General features: G+C 33.2%; 17 protein-coding genes and 4 tRNA genes. 20 read left to right on the top strand and 1 reads right to left on the bottom strand.

Going from position 1 to position 13,622, the window contains the following annotated elements; translation table 11 throughout:
* Positions 1-10 precede the first annotated feature (10 nt).
* Positions 11-1,699 (bottom strand): GLPGLI family protein, encoded by a 1,689-nt coding sequence (locus BP92_RS0104120; RefSeq protein ID WP_026724884.1) that lies wholly within the window; start codon positions 1,697-1,699, stop codon positions 11-13.
* A 67-nt stretch (positions 1,700-1,766) separates the two neighbouring features.
* On the opposite strand from BP92_RS0104120, the gene BP92_RS0104115 reads away from it, so the two are divergent.
* From BP92_RS0104115 to rplL, 20 genes are all read left to right on the top strand, one after another.
* Positions 1,767-3,035 (top strand): DUF2851 family protein, encoded by a 1,269-nt coding sequence (locus BP92_RS0104115; RefSeq protein WP_026724883.1) that lies wholly within the window; start codon positions 1,767-1,769, stop codon positions 3,033-3,035.
* A gap of 28 nt (positions 3,036-3,063) precedes the next feature.
* Complete coding sequence (locus tag BP92_RS0104110) at positions 3,064-3,285, top strand: PspC domain-containing protein (RefSeq protein ID WP_026724882.1); 222 nt, start codon at positions 3,064-3,066, stop codon at positions 3,283-3,285.
* Between the two features lie 78 nt (positions 3,286-3,363).
* Positions 3,364-4,941, top strand: a complete 1,578-nt coding sequence (locus tag BP92_RS0104105) for a sodium-dependent transporter (protein WP_026724881.1) — start codon at positions 3,364-3,366, stop codon at positions 4,939-4,941.
* Between the two features lie 2 nt (positions 4,942-4,943).
* Positions 4,944-5,099: a hypothetical protein gene (locus BP92_RS17200; RefSeq protein ID WP_162833733.1), complete on the top strand. Its 156-nt coding sequence runs from the start codon at positions 4,944-4,946 to the stop codon at positions 5,097-5,099.
* A gap of 13 nt (positions 5,100-5,112) precedes the next feature.
* On the top strand, positions 5,113-5,991 hold the full coding sequence (locus BP92_RS0104095; protein ID WP_026724880.1) for a ComEA family DNA-binding protein: 879 nt from the start codon (positions 5,113-5,115) through the stop codon (positions 5,989-5,991).
* 39 nt (positions 5,992-6,030) lie between these two features.
* Positions 6,031-7,200, top strand: coding sequence for an acyl-CoA dehydrogenase family protein (locus tag BP92_RS0104090; RefSeq protein ID WP_026724879.1), 1,170 nt, complete (start codon positions 6,031-6,033; stop codon positions 7,198-7,200).
* Positions 7,201-7,348: 148 nt separating this feature from the next.
* Positions 7,349-7,543, top strand: a complete 195-nt coding sequence (gene rpsU, locus BP92_RS0104085) for a 30S ribosomal protein S21 (RefSeq protein WP_026724878.1) — start codon at positions 7,349-7,351, stop codon at positions 7,541-7,543.
* A gap of 65 nt (positions 7,544-7,608) precedes the next feature.
* Positions 7,609-8,499, top strand: a complete 891-nt coding sequence (locus BP92_RS0104080; RefSeq protein WP_026724877.1) for a tyrosine-type recombinase/integrase — start codon at positions 7,609-7,611, stop codon at positions 8,497-8,499.
* A gap of 33 nt (positions 8,500-8,532) precedes the next feature.
* Entirely contained in the window at positions 8,533-8,835 is a 303-nt protein-coding gene (gene hpf, locus BP92_RS0104075) for a ribosome hibernation-promoting factor, HPF/YfiA family (protein ID WP_026724876.1), read from the top strand.
* 92 nt (positions 8,836-8,927) lie between these two features.
* Positions 8,928-9,001 (top strand) — tRNA-Thr (locus BP92_RS0104070).
* Between the two features lie 32 nt (positions 9,002-9,033).
* Positions 9,034-9,115 (top strand) — tRNA-Tyr (locus tag BP92_RS0104065).
* 71 nt (positions 9,116-9,186) lie between these two features.
* Positions 9,187-9,258, top strand: a tRNA-Thr gene (locus BP92_RS0104060).
* Positions 9,259-9,315: 57 nt separating this feature from the next.
* Positions 9,316-10,503: an elongation factor Tu gene (gene tuf / locus BP92_RS0104055; protein ID WP_026724875.1), complete on the top strand. Its 1,188-nt coding sequence runs from the start codon at positions 9,316-9,318 to the stop codon at positions 10,501-10,503.
* A gap of 52 nt (positions 10,504-10,555) precedes the next feature.
* Positions 10,556-10,627 (top strand) — tRNA-Trp (locus BP92_RS0104050).
* A 15-nt stretch (positions 10,628-10,642) separates the two neighbouring features.
* Positions 10,643-10,837: a preprotein translocase subunit SecE gene (gene secE, locus BP92_RS0104045; RefSeq protein ID WP_026724874.1), complete on the top strand. Its 195-nt coding sequence runs from the start codon at positions 10,643-10,645 to the stop codon at positions 10,835-10,837.
* Positions 10,838-10,846: 9 nt separating this feature from the next.
* On the top strand, positions 10,847-11,398 hold the full coding sequence (gene nusG, locus BP92_RS0104040; protein ID WP_026724873.1) for a transcription termination/antitermination protein NusG: 552 nt from the start codon (positions 10,847-10,849) through the stop codon (positions 11,396-11,398).
* A 66-nt stretch (positions 11,399-11,464) separates the two neighbouring features.
* Positions 11,465-11,902, top strand: coding sequence for a 50S ribosomal protein L11 (gene rplK, locus BP92_RS0104035; protein WP_026724872.1), 438 nt, complete (start codon positions 11,465-11,467; stop codon positions 11,900-11,902).
* Positions 11,903-11,923: 21 nt separating this feature from the next.
* A complete protein-coding gene (rplA, locus tag BP92_RS0104030) occupies positions 11,924-12,613 on the top strand; it encodes a 50S ribosomal protein L1 (protein ID WP_026724871.1) in 690 nt (229 codons plus the stop codon).
* A 22-nt stretch (positions 12,614-12,635) separates the two neighbouring features.
* Positions 12,636-13,133, top strand: coding sequence for a 50S ribosomal protein L10 (gene rplJ / locus BP92_RS0104025; RefSeq protein WP_026724870.1), 498 nt, complete (start codon positions 12,636-12,638; stop codon positions 13,131-13,133).
* Positions 13,134-13,188: 55 nt separating this feature from the next.
* Entirely contained in the window at positions 13,189-13,560 is a 372-nt protein-coding gene (gene rplL, locus BP92_RS0104020) for a 50S ribosomal protein L7/L12 (RefSeq protein ID WP_026724869.1), read from the top strand.
* The last annotated feature ends 62 nt before the right edge of the window (positions 13,561-13,622 follow it).

The following is a 13,622-nucleotide window of genomic DNA, read 5'->3' as shown; positions in this document are numbered from 1 at the left end:
CGTCCTTTTTTTATTCTCCTAGTAATACTCCCGAAACATTCCAAGCACTAAAACTTCCGCCTTCGTTTGGGCCTTGTGGGATTTTCACTTGTATGGTATGTGTTCCTGCTTTCAAATCTCCTAATTCAATATAAATCGGATTCGTAGCTGTACCCGGACACCAATTGGAACGACTCAAATCAGATGAAGACAATCCGTCATTAAAATTTCCTGACGCTGGATTAAACAATCGGTAACCACCACAATCTTGTCGCCATGGAATAAAAGAAAACACTTCTTTTCCATTTAAAATTATAGTGTTTCTTTTGGGAACAAATTCGTCGCCGTTTTCCCAACCTCCATGACCGGTGGTGATGTAGCGCAGTTTCGCATTTTTGATTTCTTTATCTAGCGCGAAAGTAATTTCCAATCCTTTTTCATGATTGAACATCGTTGCATATTCTTGTCCAGCCATTTCCATTACGTTTGTCGTATTAAATAACGGAATAGAAACGTTGGTTTTGTCTAATGAACTTTCGCTCGGATTAATCGTAATATTCATTGAGATTTTATGTCCGCCTTTATCGTAATTACCAATAAAAGTTCCTACATAAACCGTTTTTCCTGATAAATTAGGTTTTAAATCAGTAATATCCATTCGGTACGGAACAATTTCGTGCCACGTTTTGTTTTTCAACTGAATGTAATTGTATTGTTTAATTCCAAAAGGTGTAAAAAATCGCATCAATTCAATTATTGGAGAAAATTCTTTTGTAGCCACAACACCTTGATATTGTTTTCCATTTCCGTTTTCATAAATTGGCAATGTTTTACTCCCGTTTTGCAAACCATCTAAAAATGATTGCTTCTTATCTTGCGGAATCACAAAAACCGACCCCGTTCTGTCATATGCATCACCATTCGATTGTTCGGCTAAATCTAAAAACACTAAATCTCCTTTTTTAATTTCCGGAAAAGTGATTTTTTTCAAGATGATAGTTCCGTTTGCAAATCGTAAAATGCTATCATTTGATTTGGAAGCATCTGAAAAATTAATGGTTTCATTTTCAAATACTTTAATCGTAGTAAAGCGACTTTTCCAAACTAAATCTTTATAAGTCAAACCATCTAAAACAGGACTTTTGGTTGTGCTTTTTTGTAATTCTAAATTTGGACTAACTGATTTTATTTTCTCGATTTTAGTAGCAGAAATCACAAAATTTCCATTACGAACCATTTCCAAAACCAATCCAATATTTTGACCTAATGTCGTTGGTGCGCCTTTCACTTGTAATTCATTGGTGTACCAAAGTTCAATGGTGTTGGAATTAATTATCGTTTTTGCTTTTTGGCATTTGTAACCTAAAATTGTTTTAGTATCCGTTAAAAACTCGAAGTTTTGTTTTGCCAACGAAAGACTATCAACTGTAGTAACCGATTTCTCTTTTTTGAGTTGAGTAACCTGAACAATTTTATTTTCAGAACGATTGATTAACGTTTGTTCGAAGGGAAATTCCGCTTTTCCAGAATTCATTTTTTCAGAAGTAACTAAAGTTTCCGTTGGATTCGTAAAAACAAAAATCGCATCTTGATTTTCTATTAGCTTTCCGTTTGAACTTCTATTATAGGTTATTTTGAATCCTTTTGGTGGTTTTGCATTAGTTTGAGATTGAGTAAATGTAAAAAGGCTTAATAATGTGATGGTTATAAATTTTTTCATAAAAGTTGGGTTGTTCAGCAAATATAATTTTTTTATCTTTGTTTTTCAATTATATACGCCATACAGAATGAAAGAAGATTTTTTGCACCACGTGTGGCAATTCAAGAAATTTGATATTGCCAATTTAAAAACTACAAAAGGAGAGTCGATTCAGATTCTCAATTCAGGTCAATATTTACAACTTGCCGGACCTGATTTTTTCAATGCGCAACTTATTATCGGAAATCAAAAATGGGCTGGAAATGTAGAAATTCATCTCAAGTCATCAGATTGGTATGTGCACAATCACGAGAAAGATTCCAATTATGATTCCGTTATTTTACATGTCGTTTGGGAGTATGATGTGCCTATTTTTAGAAAAGATAATTCAGAAATTCCAACAGTAGAACTCAAAGAACACGTCGCACTTTCGGATTTACATAAATATCAATCGTTAGTAAGTCACAAATCTTGGATTTATTGCGAAAACGAAATTCAAAATGTAGATGAATTTATCTTCAAAAATTGGCAAGAGCGTTTATTTTTTGAACGCTTAGAACGAAAATCGCAACTGATTTTTGAATTAGCTGAAGATTCTAATCAAGATTGGGAATCGGTCTTATTTTGTCTTTTGGCTAAAAATTTTGGTTTAAATACAAATGGCGAAATGTTTTATAAAGTTGCTAAATCGATTCCGTTTTCAGTTGTTCGAAAAGAATCTTATTCTTTGGAATCATTAGAAGCGTTATTATTAGGTCAAGCAAATTTACTTTCTCATGATTTACAAGATAGTTATGCGAAACAACTCCAAAAATCCTATGCATACTTAACTCAGAAATATCAACTACATGAAAAAGTAGCTGGCTCGGTGGAATTTTTCAAGCATCGTCCTGATAATTTTCCAACCATTCGTTTAGCGCAATTGGCTAATTTGTATTTTCATCGAAAGAATCTTTTTTCATTGGTTATGAATGGTACTTCCATAAATGAATTGTATCAGATTTTTAATGTGGGTGTCAGTGAATATTGGGAAACACATTATAATTTGGATAAAGAAAGTTCTAAAAAGATGAAAAAACTTTCCAAATCATTTATAGATTTATTGGTTATAAATACAATCATTCCGCTTCGTTTTGCTTATGCTAGAAGCCAGCAAAAAGAAATCACACAGGAATTAATAGATTTAGCGATTACAATTACTTCGGAACAAAATGTGATTATTGAGAAGTTTGAAGTTTTTGGAAAACGTTCTAAAAATGTATATGAATCTCAAGCTTTATTGGAATTAAAAAAGAATTATTGCGATTATAAAAAGTGCTTGGAATGTGCAATCGGACATTTTATTCTTAAAAAATAATCGTATTTTTGAAAAAAAATATTTAAAAATGGTCCAAAACCTATTGCATTTTTTTGAAAAACATGGATTTTTTGTAGCCTCTCGTTTGGCTGATAGATTAGGTATGCGAGCTACAAACGTTCGCTTGTTTTTCATATATATATCTTTTGTAACAGTAGGTTTGGGATTTGGATTGTATCTTACTTTGGCTTTTCTTTTAAAGTTTAAAGACATGATAAAAACTAAAAGAAGTTCAGTTTTTGACTTATAAAATTTCATTAAGTGTAAGTTTTATTTGAATTTTAGATACTTTTCTTATCTTTGAGGCTTTAACAACCAATAAAATTATATGACAGCAAAAGTAGAATCGTGGGGTTCACGAGTTGGACTTATCTTGGCCATGGCTGGAAACGCTGTAGGATTAGGTAACTTTTTAAGATTTCCAGTTCAAGCAGTACAAAATGGAGGGGGAGCTTTTATCGTTCCTTATTTAGTGTGTTTTTTATTAATGGGAATTCCGTTACTATTTGTAGAATGGAGTATGGGAAGATTCGGTGGAAAATACGGTCATCACAGCACGCCTTTTATTTTAGATAGTATGGATAAAAGAAAATTTTGGAAATACATTGGTGTTTTCGGAATCTTCACCAATTTAGCAGTTGCTGCTTACTATTGTTATTTAGAATCATGGACTTTAAGTTGGGTTTGGCATAGTATATCAAGAACATTTGCAGGACAATCTCAAGATGAAGTTGCTGGATTTTTCAATAGTTATGTAGGTTTAGATATGCCTTTTGAAACAATTTTCTTTTGGTTAGTTTGTTTGCTTTTAAATACTTGGATTTTATCTAAAGGATTAAGTGGAGGTGTTGAAAAAGTAGCAAAAGTGGGAATGCCATTGTTAATTTTGTTCGGTGTCTTCTTAGCTATTATGGCATTTAATGTAAAAGCGGGTGAGGCTGGAGCTATAAATGATGCATCTGTAGGTTTAAATTTCTTATGGACTCCAGATTTTTCAACTATATGGTCTCCTAAAATATGGCTAGCTGCAGCAGGTCAAATATTTTTTACACTTTCTGTAGGTATGGGTTCAATTCAATGTTATGCTTCTTATGTTAAAAAGAATGATGATATTGCATTAAATGCCATGAGTGCAGGTTGGATGAATGAGTTCGTAGAAGTGGTTTTAGGAGCTGCTATCATTATTCCTATTTCTGTTGGATATTTAGGTATCGACAAAGTGTTAGAAATGACACGAACAGGAGGTTTAGGCTTAGGATTTAAAACGTTACCATTTTTGTTTGAACAATGGGGAACTGTTTTAGCTATATTGTGTGGAGTTTGTTGGTTTGGTTTGTTGTTTTTCGCAGGGATTACATCTTCTTTAGCAATGGGAACACCAGTTATGGGATTCCTAAAAGATGAATTTGGGTGGAAACATAAAAATGCAGCTTGGACATTTGGAGGGTTAGTATTCATATTAGGACTTCCAACAGTTTTATTTTTCAATTACGGAGTTTTTGACGAATATGATTACTGGGCAGGAACTTTTTCATTAGTAGTTTTTGCATTCTTTGAAATTATTCTTTTTGCTTGGATTTTTGGAATGGATAAAGGTTGGAAAGAAATCACGACAGGTGCTGATATTAAAGTTCCAAGTATTTATAAATTTATCATCAAATTTATTACGCCGCTATTTTTAGGGGTTGTATTTTTCTCAAGTTTGCCGGGAGTATGGGATAAAATTATAAACAAAGATATTTATCTAAAAATTGCAACTACAACTGATCCTAAAGAATTAGAATTGTTAAATGAAACAATTTTATTTGTAAACGCTTCAAGATTATTATTGCTTTTGGTGTTCCTAGGAATTTCATACTTAGTATTTGTTGCTTATAAAAAACGTAAAAAAGAGGGGAGAATATAATCATGAAAACAGAAGCTTTAATCACAATGCTTTCAGCAGTTGGAACGGTAACAGCGGTTACAGGATATTTTTTCTATTTAGTATTAAGTACGCCTCCTAAACAAGAACCCGATTCTTATGAAGATAATGATGAAGAATTAGTTCGTCAAAACGATTAATTTTTTTTTCAAAATGAATAAATTAAAATCCTACTTCCTGTTTTCAAGAGAACACAGAAGTGGGATTTTTTTGTTGTTTGCAATTATTATTTTGGTTCAATTAGGTTATTTTTTTCTAAAAGATAATTTTGTTTCTACTAACAATGCTTCAGAAGATAAAGCTTGGTTGTTAGTTCAAAATGAAATTGATAGCTTAAAATACCTTCAATCAACAAAAAAAGATACAATTTATCCTTTTAATCCAAATTACATTACCGATTATAAAGGGTATAAATTAGGAATGTCAATTCAGGAAATTGATCGTCTACACGCTTATCGTAAAAAGGGAAAATTTGTAAATTCTGCCGAAGAGTTTCAACAAGTAACAAAGGTTTCTAATGTTTTTTTGGCAAAAGTTAGTCCTTACTTCAAATTTCCAGATTGGGTAAAAAACAAAACCAATGTCACTTCAGAAAAGTTTCACAAGTTTTTGCCAAAGGAAAAAGAAAAGATTGTTCAAAAAGATATCAATAGTGCAACAAGAGAAGATTTAATTGCGGTTTATGGTATCGGAGAAAAATTAGCAGATAAGATTTTACAAGAGAAAGAGAAGTTAGGATGCTTTGTTAGTATGGAGCAATTTCAATTTATATGGGGAATTAGTCCAGAAGCTTTAGCGGATTTAGAAAAACAATTTGTTGTAAAAACTCAAAATGGAATAAAGAAAATTGCAATCAATGATTTGTCTCAGAAAGAATTGGCAAAATTTCCCTTTTTCAATTATGCGTTAGCTAAAGAAATTGTCATCTATAGAACTATGAATAATGGTATTAAGAATATTGATGATTTAACAAAAATTAAGGGAATGCCTAACGAAAAAATAAAAATAATCGCCTTATATTTGGATTTTTAAAAATATTACCAATAAAACAACCTATACAATTACAGATTTATGAATTCAATGTATTTCACAGAAGAACACGAATTATTCAGACAAAGTTTTAGAGATTTTTTACATAAAGAAGTGGTGCCTCACATTGAAAAATGGGAAAAAACAGGAACTATCGAGCGTTTTATTTGGGAAAAATTTGGGGAAATGGGCTTTTTTGGATTAAATTATCCTGAAGCATATGGCGGAATGAATTTAGATTTATTCTACACTGTTATATTTTTAGAAGAACTTCAAAAAGTGAAATCTTCTGGTTTTGCTGCAGCTATGTGGGCACATGCTTATTTAGCTATGACACATTTAAATGCAGAAGGTGATGAAAGAATCAAACAAGATTATTTAGCGCCAAGTATTGCTGGAAAAAAAATTGGAGCATTATGTATTACGGAACCTTTCGGAGGAAGTGATGTTGCAGGAATGCGAACGAATGCAGTAAGAAATGGTAATAAATTTGTAATCAACGGTTCTAAAACCTTTATCACAAATGGGGTTTATGCTGATTACTATGTTGTAGCTGCTAAAACTAGTCCAGAATTAGGTAATAAAGGAATCAGTATCTTTTTGGTGGATGCAAAAACACCAGGTATCTCAGCAACTAAACTAGATAAATTGGGTTGGAGAGCATCAGATACGGCTGAGCTTGCATTTGATAATGTGGAAATTCCATCTGAAAACTTAATGGGTGAAGAAGGGAAAGGTTTCCCATATATCATGCAACATTTTGCTTTAGAACGTTTAATTATGGCAATCAATGCTCACGCAAGAGCAGAATATGCAATTGAGTACACTATTGAATATATGTCACAACGTGAAGCTTTCGGAAGTACAATTAATAAATTCCAAGCTTTAAGACATACGATGGTTGAGCATGCTACAGAAGTAGAACATTGTAAAATATTTAATTACGCAGCTGTAGCAAGATTAAATAAAGGAGAATATGTGGTTAAAGAAGCTACAATGGCAAAATTAAAATCAACTAAAGTTGCAGATTTAGCAATTTATGATTGCTTACAAATGTTAGGAGGTTATGGCTATATGGAAGAGTATCCATTAGCACGTTTATTAAGAGATAGTCGTTTAGGTCCAATTGGTGGAGGAACTTCTGAAATTTTAAAAGAAATTTTATCAAAAATGATAATTGATAATCAGAATTACAAACCTGCGGTTAAATAAATTAAGCAAATAACGTTGAACTCCTGTCTAAATAGATAGGAGTTCTTGTTTTATAAAGTTTTTTCTTTAAAAGATTGACAAATAGTTGTTTTGTAATTGAAAAATAATTTCTACATTTGCATCCTTAACGAGAGGAGGTGTCTATATTATGTTAATTATACCAATTAAAGACGGAGAAAATATCGATAGAGCATTAAAGCGCTATAAAAGAAAATTTGATAAAACAGGAACTGTTCGTCAGTTACGTGCACGTCAAGCTTTCATTAAACCATCTGTTGTAAACAGAGCTAAGATCCAAAAAGCATCTTACATTCAAGGATTAAGAGACGCATTAGAGAGTTAATTTTTTGAATAAACTATATCAACCGCTAACTAATAAAGTGTAACTTTGTTGTTAGCGGTTTTTTTATGGCTACAAATCTACAAGCATATCAAGATTATTTGGTTAAAGAGAAAAACTATTCTCCTTTAACGGTTCGAGCGTATTTAGATGATATCAATTCGTTTCAAGAGTATCTTAAAGAGCAATCTATCAATCTTGAAGAAGTTGTTTATCCAAATGTTCGAAATTGGATAGTGATTTTGGTAGAACAAAATCTTTCAACAACTTCTGTTAATCGTAAAATATCCGCTTTAAAATCATATTATAAGTTTCTTTTAAAGGTTAAGCAAATTTCGGTTAATCCGTTATTGAAGCACAAATCTTTAAAAACTGCAAAAAAAGTTCAAATTCCATTTTCGGAAAAAGAATTGCAAGATGTTTTTTCGGATAATGATTATTCGAATGATTTTGAGGGAATTCGAAATCGATTTGTGATTGAGCTTTTTTATACTACGGGAATTCGTAGAGCTGAGTTGATAAATTTAAAGTTGAATAGTGTTAACGAAATTCAAAAAACAATTCGTGTTATTGGAAAAAGAAACAAAGAGCGGATTATTCCAATGTTGGATTGTACGTTAAATTTGCTTAAACGCTACAAAGAACAACGAAATCATTTAGAGGTAATTAAGGATAAGGAGATGTTAATTTTATCTAAAACCGGAAATAAAGTGAGTGAATCGTTTGTGTATCGATTAATAAATGATTACTTTAGTACTGTCTCGAAAAAAGAAAAAAAGAGTCCACACGTTCTTAGGCATTCATTTGCAACGCATTTGTTGAATAATGGAGCCGATTTAAATTCCGTAAAAGAGTTATTAGGTCACGCTAGTTTGTCGTCCACTCAGATATACACACACAGTAGTTTGGCTGAATTAAAAAAAGTATATCAACAGGCACATCCAAGAAGTAAAAAATAATTCGATTGTATAACCATTTTAATTAACAGAATTATGAAAGTTAATGTGCAAGCAGTAAATTTTAATGTAGACAGAAAATTGGTAGATTTCATTCAAGAGAGAATGGATAAGTTGGAAAAGTATTATGATAAAATAGTATCGGCAGAAGTTTTTTTAAGACTTGAAAATACCAGTGATAAAGAAAATAAAACGGTTGAAATTAAAATTATAGTTCCAGGTGATGATTTTCTGGTAAAAAAAACAGCAAAAAGTTTTGAAGAAGGTGTTGATTTGTCTGTAGATTCATTGGAGAGAGTTATTGTTAAAAGAAAAGAAAAATTAAGAGCGCATTCATAAAAAGAAAAAAAACATAAAAAATGTTTTGATTCAAAAATAAATTATATACATTTGCAGTCCGTTAGAAATAGCGGACTTTTTATATTTAAGTTGCCGGTGTAGCTCAGCTGGCTAGAGCAGCTGATTTGTAATCAGCAGGTCGTGGGTTCGAGTCCCTCCATCGGCTCAAAGTTGTAGGTAACTTAATATAAAAGGTTTGGGGAGATACTCAAGCGGCCAACGAGGGCGGACTGTAAATCCGCTGACTACGTCTTCGCAGGTTCGAATCCTGCTCTCCCCACGAGATTTTGAATTTAGAGAGAAGGATTTGGTTTTTCTGAATTCTGATGGCTAACTTCTGAATACACAAAAGCCGGTGTAGCTCAGGGGTAGAGTGCTTCCTTGGTAAGGAAGAGGTCACGGGTTCAATTCCCGTCATTGGCTCTTAAGAAAGTTTATTTTTTGAACACTAATATATAACTAAGATTAAATTATTAAATCATGGCAAAAGAAACCTTTGATCGTTCGAAGCCCCATTTAAATATTGGAACTATCGGACACGTTGACCACGGTAAAACTACATTAACAGCTGCAATTACTAAAGTATTAGCTGATGCTGGTTTATCAGAAGCAAAATCATTTGATCAAATTGATAATGCTCCAGAAGAAAAAGAAAGAGGTATTACTATTAATACATCTCACGTAGAATATTCTACAGCTAACCGTCACTACGCTCACGTTGACTGTCCAGGTCACGCGGATTACGTTAAGAACATGGTTACAGGTGCTGCTCAAATGGACGGTGCTATCTTAGTAGTTGCTGCTACTGATGGTCCTATGCCACAAACAAGAGAGCACATCCTTTTAGGTCGTCAAGTAGGTGTGCCTAGAATGGTTGTATTCATGAACAAAGTGGATATGGTTGATGATGCTGAATTATTAGAGTTAGTAGAAATGGAAATCAGAGATTTATTATCTTTCTATCAATATGATGGTGATAATGGTCCTGTTGTTCAAGGTTCTGCTTTAGGTGGATTAAACGGTGATCCAAAATGGGTTGCTACTATCATGGAATTAATGGATGCAGTTGATAACTGGATTGAATTACCAGTTCGTGACGTTGAAAAACCATTCTTGATGCCAGTTGAAGACGTATTTACAATTACAGGTCGTGGAACTGTTGCTACAGGTCGTATCGAAACTGGAGTTGCTAATACAGGTGATGCTGTTGAAATCATCGGTATGGGAGCTGACAAATTAACTTCTACTATTACAGGAGTTGAGATGTTCCGTAAAATCCTTGATAGAGGTGAAGCTGGAGATAACGTAGGTTTATTATTAAGAGGTATCGCTAAAGAAGATATCAAAAGAGGAATGGTTATTATTAAGCCAGGATCTGTTAAACCACACGCTCACTTCAAAGCTGAGGTATATATCTTGAAAAAAGAAGAAGGTGGACGTCACACTCCATTCCACAATAACTACCGTCCACAGTTCTATGTACGTACAACTGACGTTACTGGTACTATTTCTTTACCAGCTGGTGTAGAGATGGTTATGCCTGGTGATAACTTAACAATTGATGTTCAATTATTAAGTCCTATCGCTTTATCAGTAGGTTTACGTTTCGCTATCCGTGAGGGTGGTAGAACAGTAGGTGCTGGTCAGGTTACTGAAATTTTAGACTAATTATAAGTCGATAATAAATAAAACCAGCAGTTCGCTGCTGGTTTTTTAACAAACGGGCGTAGTACAAGGGCTAGTATAGTGGTCTCCAAAACCATTGATGGGGGTTCGAATCCCTCCGCCCGTGCAAATAAAGATTAAAATGACAAAAGTAGTTAATTACATATCTGAAGCATTTCATGAGTTGAAAGCGAATGTAACTTGGCCAATTTGGGCTGATGTACAACGTTTAACAATCATTGTAGCTGTATTTTCAATCATTTTTGCTCTATTAACTTGGGGTGTGGATACACTTTTTGGAAAGGCAATTGCTGGTTTTTTTAATATTTTAAAATAATATTACAGTATGGCTGATAATAATGTTAATAAATGGTATGTGGTAAGAGCTGTAAGTGGTCAGGAAAACAAAGTTAAAGCTTACATTGAAACGGAGACAGCAAGATTAGGGATGGCTGATTATATTTCTCAAGTTCTTGTTCCTACTGAAAAAGTAGTGCAAGTAAGAGATGGGAAGAAAATAGCTAAGGATAAAGTATATTTTCCTGGTTATATTATGATTGAAGCTAATTTAACAGGTGAGATTCCACATATTATTAAATCGATTCCTGGTGTTATCGGATTTTTAGGTGAGACAAAAGGAGGAGATGCTGTACCATTAAGACAATCTGAAGTAAACAGAATGTTAGGTAAAGTAGATGAATTGTCTGTTAAAGTAGATAGTGTTGCTATACCATATACAATTGGTGAAACGGTTAAAGTTGTAGATGGTCCTTTTAATGGTTTCAATGGAACTATTGAAAAAGTAAATGAAGAAAAGCGTAAACTTGAAGTAATGGTGAAGATTTTTGGAAGAAAAACACCATTAGAGTTGAGTTTTATGCAAGTTGAAAAAGTATAATTTTCGTTACATATATAAATCACATCAATCGCTTCCAATTGATAGATGTGCTAAATTTTTTTAAAAATGGCAAAAGAAGTTAGTAAAGTAGTTAAACTACAAGTTAAGGGAGGTGCTGCGAATCCATCGCCACCGGTTGGACCTGCTTTGGGGGCTGCTGGGGTTAACATCATGGAGTTCTGTAAGCAATTTAATGCTAGAACACAAGATAAACCTGGCAAAGTTTTACCAGTACAAATTACTGTGTATAAAGACAAGTCTTTTGACTTTGTTGTTAAAACGCCACCTGCTGCAATTCAATTATTAGAAGCAGCAAAATTAAAGTCTGGTTCAGGGCAACCTAACCGTAAAAAAGTAGCAAATGTTACTTGGGATCAAATTAGAACTATTGCTGAAGACAAAATGGCAGACTTAAACGCTTTCGAAATCGAAAAAGCGATGAGTATGATTGCTGGAACAGCTAGATCTATGGGTATAACAGTAACAGGAAATGCTCCTTTTTAATCTCTAAAAAGAAATTAGACAATGGCAAAATTGACAAAAAAGCAAAAAGAGGCTGCAGCAAAAATTGAGAAGAACAAACTTTATACTTTAAGAGATGCTTCTGCATTAATTAAAGAAGTTGCTTCTGCAAAATTTGATGAGTCTGTTGATATCGCAGTTAAGTTAGGTGTAGATCCTAGAAAAGCGAATCAAATGGTAAGAGGGGTTGTAACATTACCTCACGGAACTGGTAAAGATGTAAGAGTATTAGCATTAGTTACTCCAGATAAAGAAGCTGAAGCTAAAGCTGCTGGTGCAGACCACGTAGGTTTAGATGATTATCTTCAAAAAATCAAAGATGGTTGGACTGATATTGATGTTATCATCACTATGCCAGCTGTTATGGGTAAATTAGGTCCATTAGGACGTGTTTTAGGTCCAAGAGGTTTAATGCCTAACCCTAAAACAGGAACTGTAACTATGGATGTTGCTAAAGCTGTTGCTGAAGTAAAAGCTGGTAAAATCGACTTTAAAGTTGACAAAACTGGTATCGTTCACGCTGGAATAGGTAGAGTATCTTTTGATGCTGATAAAATCTATGACAATGCACACGAAATCGTTCAAACATTAATCAAATTAAAACCAACTGCAGCTAAAGGTACTTATATTAAGTCTATTCATATATCAAGTACACAAAGTCCTGCTATTGCTTTAGATCCTAAAGCAGTATAATTGGTAGTTAAAAATTTTTAGTATGACTAGAGAAGAAAAATCAATCGCTATTGAAGATTTAACTGCACAGTTAGCGGATGTGAATGTTGTTTATTTAGCAGACATTTCAGGACTAGATGCAGATACTACTTCAAACTTAAGAAGAGCTTGTTTTAAAGCTGGTATTAAATTAGAAGTTGTTAAGAACACATTGTTAGAAAAAGCAATGGAAGCTTCTGATAACGACTTTGGTGATTTATCATCAGTTCTTAAAGGAAATACTTCTATGTTTATTGCTGATACAGCTAATGGACCAGCAAAAATCATTAAAGAATTCCGTAAGAAAGGTGAAAAACCAATCTTTAAAGGAGCTTATATTAACCAAGAAATTTACATTGGTGATAACTTATTAGACAGCTTAGTAGCTATCAAATCTAAAGAAGAAGTTATCGCAGAAATTATTGGATTATTACAATCTCCTGCTCAAAGAGTTATTGCAGCTCTTCAAAATCAACCTAACAAGGAAGAGGGAGCAGAATAATAAGTACGCACAAATAAATTATATTTTTTACAAAACATTTTAAACGATAGAAAAAATGGCAGATTTGAAACAATTCGCAGAACAATTAGTTAACTTAACAGTTAAAGAAGTTAACGAATTAGCAACAATATTAAAAGATGAGTATGGTATCGAGCCTGCTGCTGCAGCTGTTGTAGTTGCTGCTGGTGGAGGTGATGCTGGTGCTGCTGCTGAACAAACAGAATTTACAGTAGTATTAAAAGACGCTGGTGCTTCTAAATTAGGAGTTGTTAAAGCTGTTAAAGAATTAACAGGTTTAGGTCTTAAAGAAGCTAAAGATTTAGTTGATGCTGCTCCAACAAATGTAAAAGAAGGAGTTTCTAAAGATGAGGCTGAAGGTCTTAAGAAAGCTTTAGAAGAAGCAGGAGCTGTAGTTGAGTTAAAATAATTTATACTCATAAATAAGCTAGGTTTAGGTCTTGAGAGTGTTCTCAAAGACCTAAACCATTT

The sequence above is a fragment of the Flavobacterium sasangense DSM 21067 genome, assembly GCF_000686885.1.
Lineage (GTDB): Bacteria > Bacteroidota > Bacteroidia > Flavobacteriales > Flavobacteriaceae > Flavobacterium > Flavobacterium sasangense.
Note: the sequence above shows the minus strand (reverse complement) of the source record. Positions and strands in the feature narration are given on the sequence as shown.